The organism is Candidatus Aalborgicola defluviihabitans (assembly GCF_016705985.1).
In the GTDB taxonomy this organism is placed as follows: domain Bacteria; phylum Pseudomonadota; class Gammaproteobacteria; order Burkholderiales; family Burkholderiaceae_C; genus Allorhodoferax; species Allorhodoferax defluviihabitans.
Window position 1 is genome coordinate 490,494 of the sequence record NZ_JADJKN010000002.1, and the last position, 25,080, is coordinate 515,573.

The 25,080-nt window shown below is 59.3% G+C and carries 22 protein-coding genes and 3 pseudogenes; 13 read left to right on the forward strand and 12 right to left on the reverse strand.

What is annotated here, in order from left to right; genetic code table 11:
- Positions 1–165 precede the first annotated feature (165 nt).
- The 3 genes and pseudogenes from IPI80_RS02685 to tkt all read left to right on the forward strand — a co-directional run bounded on the left by IPI80_RS02685 (position 166) and on the right by tkt (position 5,662).
- Positions 166–2,541: a phosphoketolase gene (locus IPI80_RS02685; protein WP_413856891.1), complete on the forward strand. Its 2,376-nt coding sequence runs from the start codon at positions 166–168 to the stop codon at positions 2,539–2,541.
- A pseudogene (locus IPI80_RS02690) lies at positions 2,538–3,570 on the forward strand (class I fructose-bisphosphate aldolase). The gene IPI80_RS02685 and the pseudogene IPI80_RS02690 overlap by 4 nt, the downstream one beginning before the upstream one ends.
- Before the next feature lie 13 nt (positions 3,571–3,583).
- Entirely contained in the window at positions 3,584–5,662 is a 2,079-nt protein-coding gene (gene tkt, locus IPI80_RS02695) for a transketolase (RefSeq protein ID WP_413856893.1), read from the forward strand.
- 533 nt (positions 5,663–6,195) lie between these two features.
- Here the strand turns inward: tkt and IPI80_RS02700 are convergent.
- On the reverse strand, positions 6,196–7,038 hold the full coding sequence (locus IPI80_RS02700; RefSeq protein WP_413856895.1) for an autotransporter outer membrane beta-barrel domain-containing protein: 843 nt from the start codon (positions 7,036–7,038) through the stop codon (positions 6,196–6,198).
- 2,171 nt (positions 7,039–9,209) lie between these two features.
- Between IPI80_RS02700 and IPI80_RS02705 the strand changes: the two genes are divergently transcribed.
- Positions 9,210–9,539, forward strand: a complete 330-nt coding sequence (locus IPI80_RS02705) for a YegP family protein (RefSeq protein WP_413856897.1) — start codon at positions 9,210–9,212, stop codon at positions 9,537–9,539.
- 207 nt (positions 9,540–9,746) lie between these two features.
- On the opposite strand, the pseudogene IPI80_RS02710 reads toward IPI80_RS02705, so the two are convergent.
- From IPI80_RS02710 to msrB, 8 genes and pseudogenes are all read right to left on the reverse strand, one after another.
- Positions 9,747–10,303, reverse strand: a pseudogene (locus IPI80_RS02710) (DUF938 domain-containing protein).
- A 341-nt stretch (positions 10,304–10,644) separates the two neighbouring features.
- Complete coding sequence (locus tag IPI80_RS02715; RefSeq protein WP_413856899.1) at positions 10,645–11,052, reverse strand: hypothetical protein; 408 nt, start codon at positions 11,050–11,052, stop codon at positions 10,645–10,647.
- Positions 11,053–11,150: 98 nt separating this feature from the next.
- A complete protein-coding gene (locus IPI80_RS02720) occupies positions 11,151–12,488 on the reverse strand; it encodes an ATP-binding protein (RefSeq protein WP_413856901.1) in 1,338 nt (445 codons plus the stop codon).
- 16 nt (positions 12,489–12,504) lie between these two features.
- Positions 12,505–13,176: a response regulator transcription factor gene (locus tag IPI80_RS02725; protein WP_413856903.1), complete on the reverse strand. Its 672-nt coding sequence runs from the start codon at positions 13,174–13,176 to the stop codon at positions 12,505–12,507.
- Between the two features lie 5 nt (positions 13,177–13,181).
- On the reverse strand, positions 13,182–13,421 hold the full coding sequence (locus IPI80_RS02730) for a PepSY domain-containing protein (protein ID WP_413856905.1): 240 nt from the start codon (positions 13,419–13,421) through the stop codon (positions 13,182–13,184).
- Positions 13,422–13,450: 29 nt separating this feature from the next.
- Complete coding sequence (locus IPI80_RS02735) at positions 13,451–13,978, reverse strand: glycine zipper 2TM domain-containing protein (RefSeq protein WP_413856907.1); 528 nt, start codon at positions 13,976–13,978, stop codon at positions 13,451–13,453.
- A gap of 355 nt (positions 13,979–14,333) precedes the next feature.
- A complete protein-coding gene (gene msrA / locus IPI80_RS02740) occupies positions 14,334–14,918 on the reverse strand; it encodes a peptide-methionine (S)-S-oxide reductase MsrA (RefSeq protein WP_413856909.1) in 585 nt (194 codons plus the stop codon).
- A 16-nt stretch (positions 14,919–14,934) separates the two neighbouring features.
- Positions 14,935–15,432: a peptide-methionine (R)-S-oxide reductase MsrB gene (gene msrB, locus IPI80_RS02745; protein ID WP_413856911.1), complete on the reverse strand. Its 498-nt coding sequence runs from the start codon at positions 15,430–15,432 to the stop codon at positions 14,935–14,937.
- A gap of 469 nt (positions 15,433–15,901) precedes the next feature.
- Between msrB and IPI80_RS02750 the strand changes: the two genes are divergently transcribed.
- From IPI80_RS02750 to IPI80_RS02760, 3 genes and pseudogenes are all read left to right on the forward strand, one after another.
- Positions 15,902–16,837, forward strand: a complete 936-nt coding sequence (locus IPI80_RS02750; RefSeq protein WP_413856913.1) for an ornithine cyclodeaminase family protein — start codon at positions 15,902–15,904, stop codon at positions 16,835–16,837.
- A gap of 325 nt (positions 16,838–17,162) precedes the next feature.
- A pseudogene (locus IPI80_RS02755) lies at positions 17,163–17,285 on the forward strand (aminopeptidase); the annotation flags it as partial.
- 15 nt (positions 17,286–17,300) lie between these two features.
- Positions 17,301–17,423 carry a hypothetical protein gene (locus tag IPI80_RS02760; protein WP_413856915.1) on the forward strand — a complete coding sequence of 41 codons (123 nt, stop codon included), beginning with the start codon at positions 17,301–17,303 and terminating at the stop codon, positions 17,421–17,423.
- A gap of 158 nt (positions 17,424–17,581) precedes the next feature.
- Here the strand turns inward: IPI80_RS02760 and IPI80_RS02765 are convergent, their stop codons facing one another.
- The gene (locus tag IPI80_RS02765) at positions 17,582–18,469 is read right to left on the reverse strand and encodes a hypothetical protein (RefSeq protein ID WP_413856917.1); all 888 of its coding nucleotides are present in this window, start codon (positions 18,467–18,469) and stop codon (positions 17,582–17,584) included.
- Between the two features lie 389 nt (positions 18,470–18,858).
- Positions 18,859–19,029: a hypothetical protein gene (locus IPI80_RS02770; RefSeq protein WP_413856919.1), complete on the reverse strand. Its 171-nt coding sequence runs from the start codon at positions 19,027–19,029 to the stop codon at positions 18,859–18,861.
- A gap of 194 nt (positions 19,030–19,223) precedes the next feature.
- Here IPI80_RS02770 and IPI80_RS02775 point away from each other — a divergent pair, with 194 nt between their 5' ends.
- From IPI80_RS02775 to IPI80_RS02790, 4 genes are all read left to right on the forward strand, one after another.
- A complete protein-coding gene (locus IPI80_RS02775; RefSeq protein ID WP_413856921.1) occupies positions 19,224–19,733 on the forward strand; it encodes an SRPBCC family protein in 510 nt (169 codons plus the stop codon).
- A gap of 2 nt (positions 19,734–19,735) precedes the next feature.
- The gene (locus IPI80_RS02780) at positions 19,736–20,407 is read left to right on the forward strand and encodes a dihydrofolate reductase family protein (protein WP_413856923.1); all 672 of its coding nucleotides are present in this window, start codon (positions 19,736–19,738) and stop codon (positions 20,405–20,407) included.
- A gap of 159 nt (positions 20,408–20,566) precedes the next feature.
- Positions 20,567–21,205, forward strand: coding sequence for a TetR/AcrR family transcriptional regulator (locus IPI80_RS02785; protein ID WP_413856925.1), 639 nt, complete (start codon positions 20,567–20,569; stop codon positions 21,203–21,205).
- Positions 21,206–21,253: 48 nt separating this feature from the next.
- On the forward strand, positions 21,254–22,237 hold the full coding sequence (locus IPI80_RS02790; protein WP_413856927.1) for an MDR family oxidoreductase: 984 nt from the start codon (positions 21,254–21,256) through the stop codon (positions 22,235–22,237).
- A 41-nt stretch (positions 22,238–22,278) separates the two neighbouring features.
- Here IPI80_RS02790 and IPI80_RS02795 read toward each other — a convergent pair whose 3' ends face one another.
- Entirely contained in the window at positions 22,279–23,184 is a 906-nt protein-coding gene (locus IPI80_RS02795) for a LysR family transcriptional regulator (RefSeq protein WP_413857582.1), read from the reverse strand.
- Positions 23,185–23,344: 160 nt separating this feature from the next.
- Here IPI80_RS02795 and IPI80_RS02800 point away from each other — a divergent pair, with 160 nt between their 5' ends.
- Both IPI80_RS02800 and IPI80_RS02805 read left to right on the forward strand, forming a co-directional pair.
- The gene (locus tag IPI80_RS02800; RefSeq protein ID WP_413856929.1) at positions 23,345–24,568 is read left to right on the forward strand and encodes an MFS transporter; all 1,224 of its coding nucleotides are present in this window, start codon (positions 23,345–23,347) and stop codon (positions 24,566–24,568) included.
- Between the two features lie 28 nt (positions 24,569–24,596).
- Complete coding sequence (locus IPI80_RS02805; RefSeq protein WP_413856931.1) at positions 24,597–25,073, forward strand: cyclophilin-like fold protein; 477 nt, start codon at positions 24,597–24,599, stop codon at positions 25,071–25,073.
- The last annotated feature ends 7 nt before the right edge of the window (positions 25,074–25,080 follow it).

The following is a 25,080-nucleotide window of genomic DNA, read 5'->3' on the forward strand; positions in this document are numbered from 1 at the left end:
GCAATAGCGCGGCTTGACCCCCTAGAGTGTGCGCTTTTGCAATGCCGGTCTGTGCAATAGCGAACAGTCAGGCTGCCAATACAGACAATAGGATCGCCAGATACGGGATACGACCCGAAGTGTCAAAGCTGTCGCCGGCCGCCGCTTCCTGCACAAAGGATTACCATGTCTACCCACCACACGAGTCTCTTGCCCACGCAGTTTGCGCGCATGGATGCCTATTGGAGGGCAGCCAATTACCTGTCTGTCGGGCAAATTTATCTCTACGACAACCCGCTGCTAAAGCGACCACTTGTGCTTGCCGACATCAAGCACATGCTCCTGGGTCATTGGGGTACGACACCCGGTCAGAACTTTATCTACGTACATCTAAACCGGGTTATCCAACAGTACGACCTTGACATGATTTACGTCTCCGGACCTGGGCATGGTGGTCCGGCGGTCGTGGCCAACACATACCTCGAAGGCACCTATAGCGAGGTCTATCCAGATATCAGCCGGAATGAAGCTGGTTTGCAGAAGTTATTTCGGCAGTTCTCATTTCCCGGAGGGATTCCGAGCCACGCATCGCCTGAATGCCCGGGCTCCATCCACGAAGGCGGCGAACTCGGCTATTCACTCAGCCACTCGTTTGGTGCCGTGTTTGATAACCCCGAACTGATAGTGGCGTGCGTCGTCGGTGATGGTGAGGCAGAAACCGGGCCACTGGCAACCGCTTGGCACTCCAACAAGTTCCTCGATCCGGTAACCGACGGCGCGGTGCTACCGATCCTGCACCTCAACGGCTACAAAATCGCCAACCCAACTGTGCTCGCGCGCATCACACATGTGGAACTAGAGCAGTTCTTTCGCGGTTGCGGCTGGACGCCTATCTTTGTGGAAGGTCACGAGCCCACCCTGATGCACGAGGCGATGGCCACCGCACTGGACGACGCCATCGAACAGATCCGCAAGATCCAGAACGATGCACGCGCGACGGGCAAGGCTGAGCGTCCGCGCTGGCCAATGATTGTTTTGAAATCACCAAAGGGTTGGACGGGACCGAAAGAAGTTGACGGCTTACAGATCAAGGGAACCTTCCGTGCCCACCAAGTACCTATCACGGACCCTAGAACGCATCCGGGACACCTCGCGTTGATCGACACATGGCTCAAGAGCTATCGCGCCGAAGAGCTGTTTGACGACCAAGGTCGGCTGATGCCGGAACTGGCCGAGCTCGCGCCCGTCGGCACGCGCCGCATGGGCGCCAACCCGCATGCGAACGGCGGCCTGCTGCTGCGCGATTTGCATATGCCGGACTATCGCAACTACGCCTGCGAGGTGCCCGTGCCCGGCGCACCGGGCATTGGCGACACCCACGTGCTAGGACCCTTCCTGCGTGATGTGGCGAAGTTCAACGACGCGCAACGCAACTTCCGTGTATTCGGACCTGACGAAACACTGTCCAACGGATTGGCCGCGCTCTTTGAAGTCACGCAACGCCAGTGGGACGCAGAGACTCTGCCGAATGATGAGTTCCTAGCTCCCACCGGCCGTGTGATGGAGATGCTCAGCGAGCACCAATGCGAAGGTTGGCTAGAGGGCTATTTGTTGACGGGCCGCCATGGGGTCTTTAATTGCTACGAGGCCTTTATCCACATCATCGACTCGATGTTTAACCAGCACGCCAAGTGGCTGAAGGTGACGTCCCACATTCCATGGCGTCGAAAAATAGCGTCGCTGAACTACCTGCTGGCATCACACGTCTGGCGCCAAGACCACAACGGTTTCACGCACCAAGACCCGGGCTTCATCGACCACGTGGTCAACAAAAAGGCCGAGGTCGTCCGCGTCTATCTGCCGCCCGACGCCAACTGTCTGCTGTCGGTAATGGACCATTGCCTGCGCAGCCGCCATTACGTCAACGTAGTGGTGGCCGGCAAACACCCGGCGCCCCAGTGGCTGACGATGGAGCAAGCCGTTAAGCATTGTGCGCAGGGCATCGGCATCTGGGAGTGGGCCAGCAACGACGGCGATACGGCCCCCGATGTCGTGATGGCCTGTTGTGGTGATGTACCAACGTTGGAGACTCTGGCCGCGGTGTCTATCTTGCGCGAGCATTTGCCAGACCTGAAGATCCGCGTTGTCAACGTTGTCGATTTGATGCGGCTGCAACCGCATACAGAACATCCGCACGGTTTAGTGGATGCGGATTTTGATGCGCTGTTTACCACCGACAAGCCGGTCATTTTTGCCTTCCACGCGTACCCGTGGCTGATCCACCGTTTGACCTACCGCCGCCACAACCACAACAACATCCACGTGCGTGGCTACAAGGAAGAGGGCACGATCACGACACCATTCGACATGACGGTTCTTAACGACCTTGACCGCTTTCATCTGGTGATGGACACCGTCGACCGGCTGCCGCAGACCGGCGACGCGGGCCTGGCGTTGAAGCGACGACTGGAAGACAAACTGATCGAGCACGGCCAATACATTCGGCTGCACGGCCAGGACATGCCAGAGATACGCAATTGGCGATGGGTAGTTAAAGCATGAACGAAAAGACTTTGCGTGCGACCGCAGCCGCACTGATGGCCGACCATAAGGGTCTGCTGGCGATGGATGAGAGCAACCCAACTTGCAACAAACGCTTTGCCGCGCTGGGTATCCCACAGACGCCGGACACCCGGCGCGCATGGCGTGAACTGATTGTGATGACACCGGGGCTGGCGGACAGCATCAGTGGCGCGATCCTGTATGACGAGACCATTCGCCAGTCAACGCGCGCGGGCATGCCCTTCGCGCAGGCACTGGTCGAGCGTGGAATCATCCCTCGGCATCAAGGTCGATGCTGGCGCAAAAGTGCTGGCTGGACATCCTGGTGAAGAGGTGACGGAAGGACTCGATGGCCTGCGCGAGCGCTTGGTGGGCTATGCCGCGTTGGGTGCACGTTTTGCCAAGTGGAGGGGCGTGATCGCCATTGGTGATGGCTTGCCTAGCAAGGCCTGCATGACGGCCAACGCCCACGCCTTGGCCCGCTATGCCGCACTGTGCCAAGAAGCCGGACTGGTGCCCATCGTCGAGCCCGAGGTGTTGATGACAGGACCGCACACGCAACAGCGCAGTGCCGAAGTCACCGCACAAGTGCTGCACGAAGTGTTTGAGCAATTGCATTTGCAGGGCGTGCTGCTAGAAGGCATGCTACTGAAACCAAACATGGTGTTGCCAGGGTTGGACTGTGCCGACCAGAGCGACGTCGACAAAATCGCAGATGCCACGGTCAATCTGTTCATGCGCGCAGTGCCAGCTGCGGTGCCGGGCATCGCATTTCTTTCTGGCGGCCAGAGTGCGGAGCTGGCTTCGGCGCGGTTGAACGCGATGAACCTGCGCTTCACAGGTCGATTGCCCTGGGCGTTGACCTACTCATTCTCCCGCGCGATCCAGCAACCGGCGCTAGACATCTGGCGTGGCGATGCCGCTAACGTGCAGAAGGCGCAGCGCGCGCTACAACACCGTGCCGCCTGCAACCGCGCCGCCCGACGTGGCGAGTACACGCCTTCGATGGAGCACGTTGCTTCAACCTGAAAGTAGGATCACTATGAACAGTCCACTCGGTCAGCAATGCGTCAACACCCTGCGCTTCCTGTCGGTAGACATGGTGCAAAAGGCCAATAGCGGCCACCCGGGCCTGCCACTCGGTGCGGCGGCAATGGCCTACGCCTTGTGGACGGGGCATTTGAAGCACAACCCGGCCGATCCCAAGTGGCCTGATCGCGACCGTTTCGTACTGTCGGCCGGACACGGCTCTGCGCTGCTCTACAGCCTGCTGCACATGACGGGCTACGACCTGTCGCTCGACGACCTGAAGCAGTTTCGGCAATGGGGTAGCAAGGCACCCGGGCACCCTGAGCGCGGTCACACGCCGGGCGTCGAGATCACGACTGGGCCATTGGGCCAAGGCCTCGCCAACGCCGTCGGTATGGCTATCGCAGAAGTCCACTTGGCGGCACGCTACAACCGCGACGGCCATACGCCGGTGGACCATCGCACGTGGGCCATCGTCAGCGACGGAGACCTGATGGAAGGCGTTGCTGCCGAAGCGGCTTCGCTGGCCGGTCATTTGAAACTGGGCAAGCTGGTATGCCTGTATGACGACAACCGTGTCACGCTCTCGGCGGGGACCGACATTACTTTCAGTGAGGACCGCGCGCTGCGGTTTCAAGCCTATGGCTGGCATACACTGGTCGTAGACGACGGCAACGATCTAGAAGCGATTCATGCAGCTCTTGCTGCGGCGCGTGCCGAGACTGCCCGGCCAACATTGATACTGGTACGAACCCACATTGGCTTCGGGTCGCCAGAGCAAGACAGCTTCAAGGCCCATGGCTCCCCGTTGGGTGTGGAAGACGTGATGCGTACGAAGCAAGCATTGGGCTGGCCGGTAGAACCGACCTTTTTGGTGCCTGTTGCAGCGCGTGATCACTTCCGTATGGCCTTGACGCAAGGAGAGCAAGTGCAAGCGGATTGGAATGGGCGTATGCAACGCTATGCCCAGACCTTTCCCGAATTGTCAGCAGAGCTCCTGGGCCGTTTGAACGGCGACTTGCCGCAAGGCTGGGACGCGGATATCCCCGTCTTCGATGCTGACGAAAAAGGTATAGCCACCCGTGTGGCCGGTGGACGCGTGATGAACGCCATCGCGCCAAGGCTACCCGCGCTGTTTGGCGGATCGGCCGACCTGGATCCTTCCACCCACACGGCATTGAAAGGGCAGGGTACCTTCAACCCGCCGCTGCTTGCCGGGGAGGATGCACAAGGCAGCGACGCAGGCGGCTGGAACCTGGCCGGTCGCAACCTGCACTTTGGGGTGCGTGAGCATGCCATGGGCGCCATCGTCAACGGCATGGCCGCACATGGCGGCTACCTTGCTTTCGGGTCAACGTTCTTCATCTTTTCTGATTACATGCGCCCCGCTATACGGCTGGCTGCACTGATGGGCCTGCACGTGGTGCACGTGTTCACACACGACAGCATCGCAGTGGGTGAAGACGGCCCGACCCACCAGCCGGTGGAGCAACTCGCCAGCTTGCGCGCCATGCCAAACCTTAGGCTGATCCGCCCGGCAGATGCCAATGAGACTGCGGTGGCATGGAGGGTGGCGGTTGAAACGCGAGATCGGCCGGTACTGCTGGTGCTGACGCGCCAGGATCTGCCCATATTGGATCGTAGCCATTTTGCCAGCGCCGAGGGTCTACGCCGAGGCGCATATGTCGTGCTGGACGCGCTTGCTGCCAATAGCAGCCCGAGCTTGCCGGACCTGATTTTGTTGGCAAGCGGCTCAGAGGTCGCACTCATTTTGGCCGCGGCACAGCGTCTGCAGGCCGGTGGTGTTGCAGTGCGTTGCGTCTCAATGCCCAGCTGGGATTTGTTCGATGCACAACCCCAAAGTTATCGTGACGAAGTATTGCCACCTGCCGTGAAAGCGCGACTGGCCGTGGAACTGGGGGCCTCGCTAGGTTGGCACCGCTACGTTGGCGACCATGGGGATGTGCTGGGTGTCGATCGGTTTGGCGCGTCGGCGCCTGCAGACGCGCTGATGCCGGAATATGGCTTTACGGTCGACAATGTGGTGGCGGGGGCTCACCGCTTAATTGACGCTTCAAATAGATTGTTTTGATCTGTTATGCGGGCGCAATTCTTGAGCTTAGATCCGAACTGAACATCTTCTAGTTGGAACCGATAGACGTCAACGTATGGAGAACCGAGAGTGCCTCGGACTTATGGCATAAACCAGTCTAAGATTTCTGCCACACTCTTTCGGTTCAAGATGTCATCGGCGGCAACAATAGCGAGTAGCATTCGGGTGCAGCTCAAAAGTACTACTATTCATCATGTGCTGTTTGACGAATGATCAACATTCGGCCACGTAGCAGCCCAACCACAACCGCTCAGATGACCACGCTGTACAAGACGCGGCAATTTGAAGTGCTTTGTATGGTTTTGCTCGTCGGCAATGAGTGGCCTGGGCATGCGGTTGCCGGTGCCATTCGTTGAAAACCTGCGCATGCTTTCAGACGCCCCACCGAACCAGTAGCCGCTGCCACTTCTATCATATCGGGTGCTTGCCTGAGGCCGCTAAGTTGCTGCGTCCGTTCGTCGTCACCTAGCGATTCAGCCCAGTCAAGTGCAACGATTACGAAACGACGCGCTTTAGAATCGGGCTTTCAGGAAAATCGTGGGACCGTCCATTCTGAGGTCTAGTGTCCCATTGCTGCCATCACTATCGATATTGATCCGCGTCGAGCTGTACTCGGCACCAATTCCAACGTTTTTCGCAAAGTACCATTCGGCACCAAGAGAAGCGTTATAGATACGTCCGCTCAAATTTCCACCTATCTTTTCTATACCTGACGCGTCGACATACATCCTTGAATTGGGAGAGAACGCATGACGCCAACCGAGCTGGATAAGCGGTGCAACGGCGTCGCTGCTATAGCTTGCGTTAGCTGAACTCGACGCATTGTTGATATTGGTTGCCGCGTTCGCGTCTACACCGAAACGGATGCGATAGTAAGCAGCGCCAACCCCAACCCCTATAACGTCCGGTCCTGATCCAAACCACCATTTATAGGATGCATTGGCCAAATCCAGACCCACGTTGACGCTGGCATTGGCAGAGAAAGTGAGGTCGTTTGGGTCTGTTGAATAGGTGCGGCTCACGCTGTCGGAATATTGGCGGTAGAACCCGTAATAGTCGAATGCGAAACCCTGACTGTGGCCTAGCAAAAAGTCCGCCTTTAGCCGTGGGATATGAACCTGATGAGAAGACACATCACCCGAACTGGCAGATCCGTACGGTGTATTGAGCGTCAGATTGGCATTGGGGCTGACAATGTAATCGCCAATAGAAATACTGATGTTGTCCAGCGCCTCCGAATGCGATTTTGACTGCGGTGTTGACTCGGCTGCTGATGCTGGCGTCAACATCGCGCCCAGGGAAAGTAGGCCTGCCATCACAGCAGGCTGGCGTAGGGTAAGTACAAACAGCAACATAGCAAATCACCTGTGAAAAATATCTATACGAAATGGATAGCAACCACGCAATGTCACGCGAGTGCTAACAGGAACCACTTTACGTATAGCAAAGAAATTGTCTGTTCGATGGTCAACTCTGACTTGGTCCAGATGCGCGTCCTACTCAGCAACAGACCCAACGCTGGCATCAGAGGCGCACGCCCCAGCATCACGTTGGAGAAATTGTTGCACTTCATGGCTTTAAAAGGTTCAGCCAATTGAATTTTGCATAGCCCCGCCGCGGGGGGGCGCCCCCTCTCTCCCCCGCGGCCGGGGCCCCCCAACAAAGGAAACCCCCGGCGGCCAAAAAAAAACGGGGCCTCGCAAATTGGGAACAAACAAAAGAAAGGGGGGGGGGGGTTTATTTTTTTTTTTTTTTTTCCCGGGGGGTGGGCGGAGTTGGGGGCCCCTTTTTTTCCCCCCCCCCGGGGGGGGGGGGTTTTGGGGGTTTTTGGGGTTTTTTTTTTTTTTTTTTTTGGTTTTTTGGTTGGCGGCGCCCCCCCCCCCCCCCCCCGGGGTTGGGGGGGGTGGGGGGGGCCCCCCCCCCCCCCCGGGGGGGGGGGGGGGGGCGTTCCCCCCGGGGGGGGGGGGGGGGGGGGGGGGGGGGGGGTTTTTTTCCGGGGGGGGGGGGGGGGGGGGGGGGGGGGGGGGTTTTGGGGGTTTGGTGGGGGGGGGGGGGGTGGGGGGGGGGAACCCCCCCCCGCCGGGGGGGGGGGGGGGGGGCCCCCCCCCCCCGGCGGGAAAACGGCGGCCCCCCCCGCCCCAAAAGCTAATTAAAAAAAAAAAAACAAAAGCCTCCACACCGGTTCCGGGGCTCGGGTTCTGGCGGGGGGGTTTTCCCCCGGGGGGGGGGCCGGGGGGGGGGAACGGGGGGGGGGGGGGGGTTTTCGTTTCGGGGGGGTTTTTTTTTTTGGGGGGGGCCGGGGGGGGGTCCCCGGCCGGGAACCCCGGGATGGGGGGGGGGGGTTGGGGGGAAAAATTTGGGGGGTGGGTTTCGGGGGGGGGGGGGAAAGGGGGGGGAAAAACCCAGGGCTTTTTTGGTTTTGTTAAGGGGGAGGTTTCCTGGGGGTTTGGTTTCCGTTTTGTCGGGGTTTTTGGGGGGGCGGCCCCCCGCCGGTTTCGGGGGCGCGTCCCGCCGGGGCGCGCGGGGGGGGGGGCCCGGGGGGCCGGGGGGGGGGGGGTCGAAGGACGGAGGGTTTTGAAATGTCCGGGAACGCCCCTCCCCCCCACCCCCCCCCGGCATTTTTCCAGAAAGGGGGTCTTTGGGGGTGGGGGGGGGGGGTTTGGGGGGGGTTGGGGGGGGGGGGGGGGGGGGGGGGGGGGGGGGGGGGGGTGGGGGGGGGGGGCGGGGGGGGGGCCGGGGGGGGGAAAAGGCCCCCGGGTCCGGGAAACCCGGGGCGGGCCCGGGGAGGGCCGGAAAGGGGGGGGGGGCCCCCGGGCCCGGGGGCCCCGGGGCCAGGGGGGCCCCCCCCCCTTCCCCCGGGGGGGGGGGGGGGGGGCCGGGGGGGGGGGGGGGGGGGGGCCAGGACGGGGGGCCGGGGTCCCGGGGGGGGGGCCCGGGGGGGGGGGGCCCGGGGGGGCCGCCCCGCCCCTCCGGCCGGCGGGGGGGGGGGCCCCGGGTCTTTTGGGCCGGGGGGGGGGGGGGGCCCCCCGGGGGCCCCGGGGGGGGGGGGCCCCCCCGGGGGGGGGGGGGGGGGGGGGGGGGGGGGGAAACCGGGGGGGGGGAGAATTGGTGTGTGGGGGGGGGTTTGGGGTGGGGTGGGGGATTCTCCTTTTTTTTCGGGTTTTTTTTGGTTGGATTTTTTTTTGATTAATTTTAGAGAAAAAACGTTGGGAACCCCTACCTTGCTCCGTAAATGGCAGTTCTCATCCCGCTTCAAGCGCAAAGACTATGGCTGGTGACGCTACAAAGATCGCTATCGGACCCGTAAATTCATGTCAATGTCTTGCGAGACCTATGTGTTCGATGGCACTGAGTGGTTGTGTCGCAATAGCGGGGCACGTGAGCCCTGGACGAGAACGACGACATGAAAAACCAATGGAGTTGGTTTGCCAGTCCAACGGGGAACCAAAATACATGTCGAGGCGGTCACGGTCAGCGAGATTAGTAGGATACTTCACCTACACGTTGTTTTCTAAAGGAGCGTTATATGTCAGGCTGGTACGAACTTTCATCCAACGACAAAGGACAGCATTTCTTTGTTCTCAAAGCAGGTAATGCGGAGACGATTCTGCGTAGTGAGCAGTATGAATCGAAAGCTGCAGCAGAAAATGGCATTGCCTCGGTACAGAAGAACAGCCCACTGCCCGAGCGTTATGACCGTAAGGATGCAACCGATGGTCGTTTCTATTTCAACTTGAAGGCGGCAAACCATCAAGTGATCGGCACCAGCCAAATGTACAAGGCGACGGCTGGGCGGGACAACGGAATTTCCTCCGTGCAAACCAACGGTCCGAGTAGCACTGTCAAAAGCGTCTAATTTTCAAGCAGGACGTTTCTGGCGGCCACTGCAAAATAACTTGCAGCCCAGCATCGGATCTTTGATTTATCTAACGATTCAATGGTCCTGTAGACAATGCTGTTGAGATACTTCGCTTGGTGAGCTTCGATGTCCAAGCAAGCATGTTCGTTGACGTCGCGAATGGCAGTGGCGTTGGCGCCACATTTGTAGATGGTGCTCGGGCGCTCAAACGGCTGCACTAAACGTCCACACGAGCAGCAAATTGTTTGCCGGCATGCTCATCCGCTGCGCCAATCTCAATCCTGCCTCGACGGCCTCCTTCTCAACATCTTCAAGGTGACGAATGCCCCAAGCGGGATTCTGAGTAGATATGGGCCATAGGTGATCAGTATGCCGTGGAGCGATAGTATTTGCCCGGCTCCTTGCATCAGTGCCTTGGTTGTAGCCCACGGGGAAATATGAATCATGTTCGCGCAGTAAATTGCATCAAACTTGGCGTCTACATCGTCCAACCACGGCCACTTCAGGACGTCAAGAACGCGTGGGCCATGTACGTTATGCAAACCTTGCGTATGCAGGGCAATATCGGAAAAGCCATCCACGTATGCATCGCTGGGCTGCCAGTTCCACTGTGGCAGATTCCGGGCAAACCATGCTACGTGTTGTCCGGTGCCAGAAGCTATCTCCAGTGCCTTGCCACGATCGGGCAGTACGCGGCGCAATGTATCCAGTATCGGCTGTTTGTTGCGATCGGCTGCGGGACTGTATCTAACTGGGGCCATACTTCCAAGTATAGGCAGGTTACTCTCTCGCCCTGCTGATCCACGCGCTAGCCAGCTTGCCAGTCTGGTAATGCATACGTGCATAAATGTTCATGCCGACACCCACCGTCCCCCGTCGGGGACATACAGTGCGCAGTTCAAGACGTTCACGTGGACGAAGGGCAGTTTCCAAAACCGCCACCGACCAATTTGGTCAGATTCCGAACGAGGGGCTACCTTTCAACGAACGACTGGAATCAGCCAGTCCCTGCTGGTCCGTCCAACACTTCTGCTTGAAGCGCGGATCCTTTGCCCTCCCAATTTAGGCAGTGGATCCGCAGCCTTACCGCCGCTAACTCCACTCACCGGCGATTCGGATTGCCCGGAAAGCGGTCATAGCGGTTGGGAATACCGTCCCGGTCGTAGTCGCCCCAAGAGCCTTGGGCGTACTCGTTACGGCCATGGTGGTTGTAGCGTTGGTGGCCCCAACCGTACGTTGGCGCTGGCTGCACGTAAACCGGACGGGGACGCATATAGACCGGTTGCGGCTGCACATAAACGGGGCGGGGATGCACATAGGCCGGGGCAGGCCGCACATAGGTGGGCCGGGGGTGCACGTACACCGGGGCGGATTGCACAAGAAAGCCAGGGCTACCCAGCGTTACGGAAAACTGCACGTTGTCGCGTGCCTGTGCCGCGGTGGTAGCAGCCAAAGTGCCCAGAGCCAAAGCCGCTGCGGCGAGAAACTTGAGTGAAACGATACGGTTCATGGATTACTCCTTGGGTTAACAAGGTTCTATAGTGCGCCCCGGTGCATGAACGCAAACTGAACCAAATCAATAAGTTTGCATAGTAGTAACACCGTGTTTCAGGTTGCGGGCAAGGCAATGTTCACCTGCGCTCCGCCCCAGGCCGATGCGCCCAGCGTCAACGTGCCTTCGTGACTGGCTACCAAGTCATTCACCACGGCCAGGCCCACACCATGGCCGGGCACCTTTTCGTCCATGCGCACATGCAATTGCAGCACAGCCTGCGTATCGGTAAAACCAGGGCCGTCGTCTTGCACACTGATGCGCAGGGCATCTCCATCGCGCCATATTCGCACACTCACACGCCTTGCCGCCCATTTGGAAGCGTTATCAAGCAGGTTACCCAGCATCTCAAAGGCGTTTCCTTCGTCCATTCGCCAAGTCAGGTCAGGCGGGCAGTCAACGGTAAAGACCAACTGCTTGTCGGCATACACCTTGGCCAGCGAGTCGCGTATGCGCTCTACCACCGGGGCTAGCGCCAACCAGGGCGCAAAGCGTGTGGCGCCGCTCGCGCCGGCGCGGCCCAGTTGGTGCTGCACGATGTGGTCCATGCGGCTCACCTGTTGCGCAACGGTGTCGGCCAGTTGGTCGGGCTGGCCCAGTGAGGAGCGCAGCACGGCCAGCGGCGTTTTTAAGCTATGGGCCAGATAGCTCAGCGCTTCTTTGTAGCGTATTCGACGCACCCGTTCTTGTTTAATGAGGGTGTTGAGGTTGTTGGTAAGGGCGGCAATTTCGGTGGGGTAGACGCCTTGCACTTCGGACTGCTCACCACTTTCAATGCGGGAAATTTCTAGTGACACCCGTTGCAGCGGCGCCAGGCCCCAGCGCAACAACAGTGTCTGTGAAAACAAGAGCAAGAGGCCTGCCCCGCCCAACCAAGACCAAAGCGTTCGTTGAAAGACCTTCGTTTCGCGGTCGAACGCAGCGCTGCTCTCCACCACCGAAAGCACCAATCGCACCCCGGTCTTGTCTTGCCCTGCCCACCGCACGCCGTAGCCGGCGGTCAGGAATGTGCCTGATGGTGCCCGCACTGTGTCGTAGCGCCACTCGCCTACTGGCACATTGCCATCAAAAGGCGGAGTAAAGCCCAGCGTGGATGCGGACTGCCACGTCTCGCTACGCGCCACGTTAACAATACTGGCATACAAGCCCGACCCGGGTAGCGACAGGCGTGGCTCTGCAAACTCCGTCGGCATAACCAGCGCGCCGGAAGTGTCCAGTTCGGCCCCGGCCAGTAAAAGATACACGGTGCTTTGCAGTCGAGCGTAATGTGCGGCGCGCACGCCGTCCGCATGGGCACGCTGCAAGGCCACGCCTGCAACTGCCATGAAGGCCAGAAATACCAAAACGGCGCCCACCATCAGCCGCGTGCGGATGGACGACGCGTCGAACCTCATGAAAAGGTAACCCGCGTCATTCGAGGGTGAAGCGGTAGCCGCGTCCGCGCAGGGTTTCTATGGGCTCCAGCGTTCCTTCTGGGTCCAGTTTGCGGCGCAGGCGGCCCACCAGCACCTCCAATACATTGCTGTCACGGTCCTGGTCGTGGGGGTAGAGATAGTCCGATAGCTCTTGTTTGCTTACCACGCGGGCGCGCTCCCGCACCAAAAATTCTAGTACACGGTATTCAAACGCGGTGAGTTCCATAGCCGAGCCATTCAGCTTGGCAGCCTGCGCACCAATGTCCAAGCTGAGAGGCCCCACCGTTAGCACATCAGTGGCGGCCTTCATGGCGCGACGCAACAGCGCCTTGACGCGCGCGGCAAGCTCGGGGTATTCAAAGGGTTTTACCAAGTAGTCGTCAGCGCCAGCTTCCAGCCCGACGACCTTGTCTTGCCAGCTGCCGCGCGCGGTAAGGATGAGGATGGGCAGAGCCTTGCCTTCGGCACGCAGCCGCTGCACGACTGTGAGGCCATTCATCTTGGGTAGACCCAGATCGACAATCGCCAGGTCCACAGGGTACTCACGCACCTGGAAAAGACCGTCTTCACCATCCGTGGCTTGGTCCACCCGGTAGCCATCAGCCTCCAGCCGCAATGCAAGCGAGAGCCGCAGCGGCGCATCGTCTTCAATCAGCAGCAGGCGCATTTAAGCTACAGCGACCGACCCGTGGCGGCGTCGATCATTACTACCCGCACGTCGCCACCGGCTGTAACCAGCTTGACGCGCCACGCTACCCGTTTTCCCATCTGAGCCTTGTCCACCGACAGCACCCTTCCACTCACCACCTGCAAGGCCGCTACAACCGCTTCGTCGCGGCTCACATCCGCCCAGGCGGGCGTGCAGGCCAGCATGAGGGCTACGAGCAGCGAGCAGGCAAGACGTGTGAGCATGGACGCTATCGTACTACTAGGAAATCGGATTAGTACATGGCGGGGCCAACGGGGTCTACCGACACACGCACTTGCAGGTTAGGGCCCGGGTCTTCGCGCATTAAGGTTGTGTATGTCTGACCACGGTAGTCGTAAGCCACGCGGTAACCAGTTAGGCGCGCCTGCACGTCGTTTACCGTTTGGCAGCGGGTGACTTGGCGCGGTGCTTCCTGCACCTGTTCGTAACGGTTGTTGCGGCCGGCAATGCGGTCGCCCGCCAAGGCCCCAACCAGTGCGCCGAGGGCCGTGGCTGCCTCCCGGCCTCCATTTCCCCTACCCACCTGGTTACCCACCACACCACCGGCCAACGCGCCCAGCACCACGCCACCATAGTTGGGCGTACCACTGCTGACACGTTGAGAATCAGTCACCCATTCGTTGCGGCACTCGTCGCGCGGTACGGTGATATTTTCATACTGCGGCTCGGCACTACGTACGCGGGCGTTGTCATAAAAAATATCGGCTTGCACAGCAAAAGTGCCAACAGTGCAAGCAAGAGCGATAGCAAGACGTTTCATGGAATGCCCCTTTGGGTTGGTATGGGCGTATCTTGCTGCTGGATGGGTGAACGGTGGCTGAATGGATGCGAGAAAACGGCCAATTCACGTCATCGGACTGCGGACCTATGGCTTATGAGCGGCAAAACCTAACATGGAGGTTACTAATTACTCCGATTTCACGGATGCCATTTGGACTAGTGCTATCGCTCATTACAACAAAAACACTGACCATGGCCACTGACCAAGGTGGACGCCCCACCATTGAGCTGGACCACATACTTCGTGACCCCACCTCCGTGGGGTCTTCAATGCTACCGGGTGCCCGGTGGTCATGGTGCCCCGCCAAGCGATGTGCAGTCTGTTCCCCTAAAAATCACTTGGCTGCTGCCTGCCAAATGCGCTTGAGTTGCGCATCACGCCCACAACTGAGGCGGTAGTACTTGTAGCGAACCGGGTTCTTTTTGTAGTAGTCCTGGTGGTAATCCTCGGCCAGATAGAACGGGTCGGCGCGTTTCACCTCGGTGTAAATGTCTTTGAACTGCCCCGATTTGAGCAGCGCAACTTTGCTGGCTTCAGCCACGATTCGCTCGGCCTCTGAGCCCCAGTAAATGCCAGAACGATATTGGTTGCCCACATCACAAAACTGGCGGTCTTTTTCGGTGGGGTCGATGGTGCGCCAGAAGTATTCGACCAACTGGGTGTAGGTAACTTTGTCGGGGTCGTAAGTCACGCGAACCGCCTCGGTGTGACCCGTGGCACCCGCACTCACGCTCTCATAGCTGGGGTTGACCACTTTGCCGCCGGTATAGCCCGACTCGGCCGCTATAACACCCGGGAGTTTTTCAAAGTCAGACTCGGTGCACCAGAAGCAGCCTCCTGCAAAAACAGCCGTGGCGGTGGCGGCTTGCGCGGCCGCTGTGAGCGCTGTCAAACCGAACGCAAAAAACATTTTTTTCATATCGAACCTTCAATAGTTAGCTTCGCAGAGCCGGCAGGGCCTGTCCCTCAGACACAAACGCCAGCGCAACGCCGTTGTTGCAATAGCGCTTGCCGGTTGGCTTGGGGCCATCACTGAATAGGTGGCCCTGGTGGCCGCCACAGCGCGCGCAGTGGTATTCCGTTCGCGGGAAAATCAGCTTGAAATCAGTCTTAGTGCCCACGGCTGCCTCTAGCGGCTTCCAGAAGCTGGGCCAGCCTGTGCCGCTTTCATATTTGTGAGCCGAACTGAACAGGGGCAAAGAGCACGCGGTGCACACAAACGTGCCAGCACGTTTTTCCGCGTTCAGCGGGCTGCTGCCTGCGGGTTCTGTGCTCTCTTCAAACAATACCTGAAAGGCTGCGGGCGAGACAAGCTCACGCCACTGCTCCTGCGTCTTCTTGATCGGAAAGGGTGCTGCGCTGGCTGCGCGTGATATCGAGGCAAACGCAGCAGTCAGTAGGCTGATCTGCTGAATCAAGGTTCTTCTTTTCACAGTGAATTTCTTTGATAATTTATACGGGACCCCCTTGGAACCGGTGGCCGCAGCGACACTTGCTTCTATTCGGCAAGTCTGACAGGACCCTATAGACCTCTCACGCGTGAAGGTCAACATTCCGGTAAGCCTTCTTCCTATGTGAAGACACCCAACCAATGTCTCATGACCTTCTCGGGTATTCGTTCGCCGCCACAGAAAGGCGCGATGGACAAAGGTGGGGTTTGAGCGGCAGAGCGCTTGGCTGTTTTTCTGGAGATGCGCAGACGCCAGATCGCTTCGCGCACGGATCACCCGTCTCAAAGGGTGAGATTAGACTATGCCGAACTATCCCGGACACATGTCACTCAACGCTTGAGCATGACAGGCAATCGTTTTGCGCAGGTACTCAATGGGGTCGAACCATGAGGTGTACACATTATCAAATCCGTCAAACGGCTCCTATTTCCCTCCAGAGTCACTTCCATTCATGAAGATTCTCAACGCAACCGAAACGCGCACCGCATTGCCCTTTGACCGTCTGATCGAGGCGTTGCGGCGCATGTTCGTTGAGGGCTGCGAGGTGCCACTTCGGCACACGCACACACTGAAAGCCTCCGACGGTAGCCAGGGAACCGTCCTGATCATGCCGGCTTGGCGTGCGGATCGGTACCTTGGGATCAAAACGGTCAACATATTTCCGGGCAACTCAGCGCGAGGTCTACCGGGGTTGTTTGCTACCTATGTGCTTTACGACGCACGCACTGGAGAGCCGTTGGCGCACATTGATGGCAATGAGATTACGGCGCGCCGCACGGCAGCAGCCTCAGCGTTGGCCGCCTCGATGTTGGCACGCCCGAATGCAAGACGCCTGCTGGTAGTCGGTGCAGGGCGTGTTGCCAGTCTCATCCCAGAGGCCTATCGCCAGGTATTGCCGATTGAAGAGGTTCAGGTTTGGGCCCGCAAGGCCTCGCAAGCACAACTGCTGGTGAATGAATTGAAAGCTGACGGCATCGCGGCCAGCGTTGCGATCGAACTTTCAAGATCCGCAGCGCGGGCCGACATCGTCAGTTGTGCCACGCTGGCGACCAATCCGGTCATCGAAGGGGCATGGCTCAGTCCAGGCAACCATCTTGACTTGATCGGCAGTTTTACGCCCACCATGCGCGAGGCTGACGATGCTTGTTTCGCTGGTGCCAGTCTCTTTGTGGACACTACCGAAGCGTTACAAAAGAGTGGGGACCTGCTTGGCCCAATGTCGCGCGGCGTCTTCTTGGCAGACGACGTGTGCGGTACCTTGGAAAACCTATGCCGCGGAAAGGTTTCTGGGCGGCAATCGGAAGACCAGCGCACCGTTTTCAAGTCGGTTGGCACTGCACTGGAAGATCTGGCTGCAGCCGCGCTCGTGTTTGAAGGCAGCGCCTAACGCTTCCAAGATCGTCGACATTATTTCAACTGCGAAGAAAAGCGACGCGGCTGAGGGGAAATCCGTCGTGCCAAATCCGGGCAGGGGTTAATAGCCGCGTACGCCACGGCGTTATTCGGCGCAAGTTTGATGCATTGCAGAGCTCCAATTAATGGCAATGAGCCCACGGTCAATCTAAAGCCAAACAACCAGAAAGCCGCATGCACTTTCGCCCCACTTTTCGAGTTACGCTTCTACTAGCGCTCGCAAGCTTGGCCTCGGGCTGCACCGACATGTCTTGCCTGTTGCAGGCGGCCAAGGGGCACGTCGACATCATGTGGGCTGCGCGGTGGACACACTCAAAAGCCCCGACAACGCCAGCTACACGGGCTATGCCGACTTGCAACGCCGTCCCGTAGTGTGGAACGTCGTTGCCCCACCCGCTTTAGCACCCGGCGGCTGGATTTTCGCAACACGCTGAAAGTTGCAAGCGATCTACGCGACAAACGTAGCTGGAGCCAACAACGCATCCTTTGCCGCGCTGGCGGCCTACGTTGACTGGGTCGATGCGTTTGAGACGCTGTTTGTCAGCAGTAGCGGCGACTGAACAGCCTTTTACAGCGCCGCAAAAACCCTGGCCAATCAACCGCACGAAGTAAGGACGCCTCATTTGCAGCAGATCTAACGGGCAAAGCTTTAGTCAACTATCAGTCCACCGCAGGCGTTGATGGAAAAGCCATATGTAGCTGCGTGCGTTGAGCACAGTCACACCAGGCAGGCGCCGGCCCAACACCCGCTCATCAACCGTTCGGGCCTGACGCTAGCGGACACCATGGCGCTGGCCTCCCAGGCCTCATGCTGCACGCACAGGCCGGCAAACACGCCGTAGCCCGGTCCGGCACGCAATTCGTGCCCCGCACTCAGGCTTTCGCCGGCGCGAATCGAGCCACCGGCGATGATCGAATCGGTTGCCTTGATGCCCAAGCCGGCTTCCAGGTGCAGTGCGCAGCGCAGCGATGCGCCACAGAGAATTCCCTGCCTAGCGTGGATGCTGTCCGAACCGGTGATGGCGCCGCGAACGTGCAAGTCCTTACCGCAGGCAATCGCTCCCTCCACCACCAGGTCCTGCCCGACCAGCACTTTGTCCACGGCGTCGAACTTGCCGCCGCAGGTAACGTCCCACAACGCGCGCAGCCCGCCGCCGCAGCGAATCGCCCCCAGGGTTTCGATGCTCATTTCACAGAGGATGTCGCCACCGCTTTCCAGCGTGTCACCGCTGCGGATAGCCGCGCCTGCCTGGATGTCCTCCCCCGCGATGATGGTGCGGCCAGCGCGAATGCCGCCGCCAGCGCGGATGGAGCGACCGGCGCGGACAAGGGAATTGACCTCGATGCCACCCCTCACCTCAATCGACCCCGCAAACACCAACGCCTCGGCCTCGACAGCGTCGAGCTTCAACACCGCGTCGGTAGGGCCGAACTGGTTTAGCAGCCAACAGGCGTCATCGATGCGCCCGGCTTCCACCAGCGCGTCAAGTACCTGCTGATAGTCGCCACCTTCCTGGTGGTTGCGCACAAACCAGCGATAGCCCTGCGCGCACGGATTTTTCGAGCGCACGAATTTTGTCGTGAAGTCCATGGTGGTTGGGGACATGACGATTCTCCATCGGCAGCGGTACTTGCCCTACACCGGGGGCGGCCGCATTCGCGCTTGAGCAAAAGCCCGGCGATAGATGGTGTTGCGCTAAATAGAGAGGGAGTTATCGCCGGGCCGAGGGATGTGCGACCGGCTTATGCAACCAGGGCGTGCACGCCACAGCGCGCCTACCGCTCGTCAGGCCGCGAATCGGGCCTGCGACGCTGGAGAGGCGGGTACAGGAGACTGAACGTACCTGCAGTTCGCAATGCATTGGAGAAGTGTAGCCAGAATCCGCCTAATTCCAGCCTGTTCGGGCCTATTCTGGCAAAGAGTGTCGGGACTTTATGGCCACCACCGTCAGGCCGAGCTCCAGCCGCGTGGCTGTGGTTTGGGTGTTGCAGGGCTCACTTCTTCTGCGATGGCTCCGTCTTTTTGCTGCTCGCTATCGGCTTCTTTTGAAGAAACTTGGCTGCCAATTCCGCCTTTTTGCGTATGCGCTCGCCCATGACGCGATCCAGCTCTTTGTGGCCGCCGGCCTTGTTCATGTTGGGATCTTTACCAAAAACGCCTGCCATAGTGATTACTCCTTTGCCGCAGTCTAACGGACTGCCTGGCGCGCAGGCGCCGTGCCATGTCAGTGCCCCGTTGGCAGCTTGCCGAGCGGGCACTGCGCCCACCAAATCTCGGCTGCTCTTATATTCAACCAATTGGTTCATTCAGGGTTATCGCAACACCCACCAAACCCAACGCCTACAACCGGAGACACAACATGCAACCAACCTACCAGCCCAACGCAAACCTAGACCTCAGCTTTACCCGCATCATCAATGTGCCCAGAGCGCAGGTGTGGCGCGCCTGGACCGAACCTGCGTTGCTCATGCCCTGGTTTTGCCCCATGCCCTGGAAGACGATTGACTGCGAAATAGACTTGCGCCCCGGTGGTCTGTTTCGCACCACCATGCAGTCGCCCGAAGGCGCTGAGTTTCCCAATGCTGGTTGTTACCTGGAAGTGGTGCCGCAGGAAAAGCTGGTGTGGACCAATGCGCTGCTGCCCGGTTTCCGGCCCGCCAATCCCACGGCTACGTGCGGTGATGCCAACACCGAGTTCATGTTCACCGCCATGGTTGAACTGGCCGACGCTGATGGCGGCACCCGCTACACCGCTACCGTCATTCATGCCGACGAAGCCGGTTGCCAAAAGCACGCCGCCATGGGCTTTGAAGCCGGTTGGGGCGCGGCGCTGGACCAACTGGTGGCCATGATTCAGCGGGGCATCTGACCATGGCGGAGTCAACAAAAAAACAAAAGCTGGTGGTGCGCGGATTTGCCTTGTCGCTGGACGGCTTTAGCTCTGCCTCGGGGCAAAGTTTGGAAAGCCCGTTTGGCAACGGCGGGCTGGTGATCATGGAGTGGGCGTTTCAGACCCGCACCATGAAAACCATGTTTGGGCAGGAGGGCGGCAGCACCGGTATCGACGACAGTTTTCTGGCCAAAGGCTTTGACAACATTGGCGCCAATATTCTGGGCCGCAATATGTTTGGCCCCGTGCGCGGGCCTTGGCCTGACGAGGAGTGGAAAGGTTGGTGGGGCCCCAATCCGCCCTACCATTCGCCGGTTTTTGTCGTGACCCACCACGCCCGCGCGCCCTTGCCCATGGAAGGCGGCACCACCTTTCACTTTGTGACCGATGGCATCGAATCTGCCTTGCAGCAGGCGTTTGCCGCTGCAGAGGGTAAAGACGTGCGCTTGGGCGGCGGCGCCACGCTGGTGCGCCAATATCTCAAGGCAGGGCTGATCGACGAACTGCACCTGGTCATGACCAACAAATTGCTAGGGTCTGGCGAGCGCTTGTTTGATGGGACGGACAACCTCGCGCGCGACTACGACTGCGTGGAAACGGTTGGGTCTGAGACCGTCACGCATGTGCGTCTTGCTAAAAGGAAGCGCAGCTAAATAGTGACGACTGCTATAAAAATAGAAGTTGCATGTGTATATTTCACGAGGGCTAGAGGCCAATTTTGTTCAGAAGCGTTTGACCAAAGACAACAAACCCACCAGGTGCTTGCGACAATTGACTTGATTTAACTAGACGATCGGTCTAATATCGGCCGAATGGAAACCCCTGCCACCCCTACGCGCCGACGCGGCCGGCCGCCCAAAGCGCGTGAGCACTTGGCCGACACCCGTGGTGTGCTACTACGCGCAGGGTTGGAGGTGCTGACCGAAAAAGGCTTTTCGGCCACGGGCATCGACGAAGTCCTGCGCCGCGTGGGGGTTCCCAAGGGCTCGTTCTATCACTACTTCGACAGCAAAGAAGCGTTCGGCTCAGCACTCATTACGCAGTACGCGGACTACTTCGCACGCAAGATAGACCGCCATCTTTTGAACGAAAACCTGACGCCCATGGCCCGCTTGCATGCCTTTGTTGCGGATGCGCAGGCGGGCATGGCCCGCCATGCCTTTCAGCGCGGCTGCCTGATTGGCAACCTGGGCCAGGAAATGGGCGCGCTCCCGGAGAGTTTTCGCAGCCAACTGCGGGCTGTCTTCACCGATTGGGAATCGCGATTCGCAGTCTGCTTGTGTGCGGCGCAAGCCAGCGGCGAGGTGTCCAAGCAAGTCGATTGCGAACAAGTCGCCAGCTTCTTCTGGATTGGCTGGGAGGGCGCCGTGCTCAGGGCCAAGCTGGAGCAAAGCGCGTCGCCGCTGGAAATCTTCGGACGTGGATTTTTTGCAGGGCTAACGCCCCACTGATTTTTTAACGCAACTAGACCATCGGTCTACATCAACAAGGAGCGCAAGATGTTCAAAGGAATTTTGATTGAGAAAGATGACGCCGGTTACCGCGCCGGTGTGCAAGACATCGACGAATCACAGCTGCCCGATGGCGATGTGACCGTGCGCGTGAGCCACTCCACGCTCAACTATAAAGATGGTCTGGCCATCACCGGCAAGGGCCCCGTGGTGCGCAAATTTCCCATGGTCCCTGGCATTGACTTGGCTGGCATCGTTGAAGACTCTGCGCACCCCGACTACAAGCGCGGTGACGCAGTCTTGCTGAACGGCTGGGGTGTGGGCGAAGGCCATTGGGGTGGCTTGGCACAAAAGGCCAGGCTCCAGGGGAAATGGCTGGTGCCCCTGCCAGCGAGTTTTACGCCGCAGCAGGCCATGTCGATCGGCACGGCAGGCTACACCGCCATGCTCTGCGTGCTGGCACTAGAGCGCCATGGCGTGAAGCCATCGGATGGAGAAATTGTGGTGACCGGTGCTGCGGGCGGCGTGGGCAGCGTGGCCATAGCCATCCTCGCCAAACTGGGCTACACCGTGGTCGCGGTTAGCGGCCGACACGAAGAGGCTAACTATCTGAAAGGGCTGGGCGCCACTGACGTGCTGGAACGCGCGCAATTTGCGTCGCCGGGCAAGCCCTTGGGCAAAGAGCGCTGGGCGGGTGCGGTCGATGTGGTGGGCAGCCACACTTTGGCCAACATTTGCGCCACCACCAAATACCGTGGTGTGGTCACCGCATGTGGCCTGGCCGGTGGCATGGATTTTCCGGCGTCGGTGGCACCGTTTATCCTGCGCGGCGTCACTCTGGTGGGTATTGACAGCGTGATGTGCCCCACGCCCGACCGGCTGGAAGCATGGCGGCGTTTGGGGGCCGACCTCGACATTGCGAAGTTGGGTGCGATCAGTCAAGAGATTGGCCTGAGCGAGGTGGTGCCGTTTGCCGTCAAGCTAATGAACGGTGAAGTCAAAGGCCGCATCGTGGTGGACGTCAACCGCTGACCGAAAGCAACACGACGGCGGCGTTTGCGGCAAGAACCGTTTTATCGGCGCTTTGGCTCGCTAAAACGTAGCGCATCGACCACCCGCGAAAACGCCGGAGTGGGTTGTCGACGGCTCGGGTAGTAAAGGTAGTAGCCGTCAAATGGTGTACACCAGTCCTGCAGTACGCGCAGCAATTGCCCATGCTCGATGTGTGGCGCGAACTCCTCTTCTGGCAGAAATGCAACGCCCAGTCCTTCGAGTGCGGCGAGCACGATATGGGGCGTGCTGTTGAATACAACCTGCCCGTCGACGCGCACGTTCAACGGCACACCTTTGCGCTCAAACTCCCAGACATACAGCCCGCCATGCGTTGGAAAGCGCATGTTGATACAGCTATGGGCCACCAGATCCCGTGGCGTTTTAGGCGCAGGATGCTTGGCAAAGTAGGCGGGCGACGCGACGGCGGCCATGCGCAGCTTCGGGCCGATAGGCACCGCAATCATGTCTTTGTCGATGGTGTCGCCCATGCGCACGCCCGCGTCAAAGCGATCTGCCACGATGTCCCTGAAGCCGTAGCTGATATCGAACTCGACCTTGATGTCGGGAAACTCGGCTAGCAACGGCGCGATCTTTGGCAACAACGTCGCTCGCGCGATGTGGTCGCCGCAAGTGATGCGCACGGTGCCAGCGGGTTTGTCCCGCAGCTCGGTTAAAGCGTCCAACTCGGTTTCGATTTCATCGAAGCGATGGCCGATGGCTTGCAATAGCTGCTCGCCAGCTGCCGTTGGCGACACGCTGCGCGTGGTGCGTGTGAGTAGACGGATTTCGAGTCTGGCTTCCAGACCACTGATGGCTTGGCTGAGCGCCGACTGGCTTACGCCCAGCAGCGCAGCGGCGCGGGTAAAGCTGCCTTCCCGGGCCACCGTCACAAAGGACAAAAGATCGTTGAGGTTGCGTCTGACCATACTGTAGTTTCCCATGGATATTGATTAGCAAGACTTATATGGTCATTAAGCATTCATTAGCTAGTCAAAACAAAGCCTGGCCACGAAAATTCAGTCTGTTGCACAGAATGAATGGAAATTGACCTATGACCCGCCAGACTCCATTCCAAACGCGTATTGCATGACGGCATCCACAACAAACACCTCCTTCAACAACGCCGCCAAGCAAGGCGCAGCCGAGGCACCAGCGGCGCTATGGGGCGGCGTCTTCGCGATGACGCTGTGTGTCTTCGCGTTGATTGCCTCGGAGTTCATGCCGGTGAGCCTGCTGACGCCTATGGCCAACGATTTGGGGGTCAGCGAAGGCCTCGCCGGGCAGGGCATCGCCATATCCGGCGCATTCGCAGTGCTGACCAGTCTGTCGATCTCACGTATCGCCGGCAGCATGAACCGCAAGCTTTTGTTATTGGGCTTGACGGCGTTGATGGCCGTGTCTGGTGTCGTGGTCGCGCTGGCCCCCAACTATCTGACGTACATGGCTGGGCGCGCGCTGATCGGTGTGGTGGTGGGCGGATTTTGGTCTTTGTCGGCAGCCACGGCCATGCGCCTTGTGCCGCCCCAACAGCTACCCCGAGCCCTGGCCGTTTTCAACGGTGGCAACGCGCTGGCAACCGTGATTGCCGCTCCGTTGGGTAGCTACCTGGGTTCCATCATCGGTTGGCGTGGTGCGTTCTTTTGCTTGTTGCCGGTGGCGGCCATTGCTTTCGTCTGGCAGTGGGTCAGCCTACCGTCCATGCCGGCGCAGCCTCGCCCGGCAAGCTCCGGCAACGCGCTCAAGCTGCTCAAAAACCCAGCGGTCCTTATGGGCATGCTGGCGGTGAGTGCATTCTTCATGGGGCAGTTTGCGCTGTTCACTTATCTGCGTCCATTTCTTGAAACGGTAACCCACGTGGACGTATCGACGCTGTCGCTCGTTCTGCTGACCGTTGGTGTCGCAGGGTTCATGGGCACCTCGGCCATTGGCACGTTTCTAAAGTGGAACTTTAGCCGCACCATGGTCGGCATTCCGATCTTGATGGCCGTGATTGCGCTGGCGCTCACTTTCTTTGGCGACGACTTGGCCGCAGTTGCCATTCTGCTGGGCGTGTGGGGACTGGTTGCCACCGCCGCGCCGGTGGGCTGGTGGTCGTGGCTGGCTAAAACGCTGCCCGCTGATGCAGAGGCCGGTGGTGGGCTGATGGTGGCGGTGGTTCAGCTCGCCATTGCGTTGGGCTCTACTATGGGGGGCTTGTTGTTTGACACCAGCGGATACCGCAGTACGTTTTTCGCGAGCGCATCTATCTTGCTTCTTGCTGCGTTTCTCAGCTTTTTGACTACGCGCTCGCAGCGCATTGCGGCGGCCTGAGCCACGTGGACAGCAAGGAAATATCCATATGACGGCTACTCCTATCTACAAACTCAATACCCGAAAATTCTGCGCCCATGCCATGGGCCTTATGCTCGGCATATTGGTGCTTGGCGGCTCCCAAGCTGCCCAACCGGCGAACCCGAATACCAAGGAATCAACCATGTGGATAAGCATTGCCGAACGCCGATTCGCCATCAGCCTGGCGGACAACCCTGCTGCCCGTGCGTTCGCTGCGCAGTTGCCGATGACGCTGGACATGGAGGAACTCAACGGCAACGAAAAGATGTTCGACCTACCGACCGCGCTGCCTCAGAACCCCAGCCGTCCGGGTACGATCCGCAATGGAGACCTCATGCTGTACGGTGCCAGAACCTTGGTGCTTTTTTATATGACGTTTGACTCGTCCTATTCGTACACCCGTCTTGGCCGCGTGGACGACCCCACAGGTTTGGAGCAGGCTTTGGGTCAGCGCGGCGTGCGCGTCATTTTTTCCAAAGATTAGTTTTCTC